The organism is Bacillus sp. LR--39 (assembly GCF_053613335.1).
The window spans coordinates 1-525 of record NZ_JBSIOT010001552.1 but is presented as its reverse complement, the minus strand read 5'-3'; the positions used below and the strand labels follow the sequence as shown (position 1 = coordinate 525).

Sequence of the window (525 nt, the reverse complement as noted above, 5' to 3'; positions counted from 1 at the left end):
TGATGCCCAAATGTCTCACTCCCTCTTATGTCGTCACAAAGTTTCCGCCGTTGACATGCAGGGTCTGTCCTGTCATGTAAGAGGACTCATCTGATGCCAGGAGCACATAACAGCCGACGTGCTCAACAGGCTGTCCAGGACGGCCCATCGGCGTATCTTGCCCAAATTGGGCAATTGTTTCTTCAGGGAACGTAGCTGGGATTAGTGGCGTCCAGATTGGACCTGGCGCGACTGCATTTACACGGATGCCGTCTTTAACAAGCGCCTGCGCCATTGTTCTTGTAAAGGCGTTGATCGCCCCTTTTGTCGCTGTATAATCAATCAGTGTCGGGTTCCCTACGTACGGGTTGATGGATGTCGTATTGATGATGGCGCTGCCCGGTTTCAGGTAATCAATTGCTTTTTTAGTCAAATAAAATTGAGAATAAAAGTTTGTTTTGAATGTGCGGTGAAGCTGTTCGCTCGTAATCTCTTTGATGCTTTCCTCCGGATGCTGTTCACCTGCATTGTTGACAAGGATATCAA

Annotated in this window: 1 protein-coding gene; it reads right to left on the bottom strand. The window is 48.4% G+C overall.

The annotated features are described in order from the left end of the window. Nucleotides 1–25 precede the first annotated feature (25 nt). Nucleotides 26–525 (bottom strand): SDR family oxidoreductase (locus ACWHAR_RS31745; protein ID WP_452089011.1); only part of this gene is annotated, 500 nt, incomplete at its 5' end.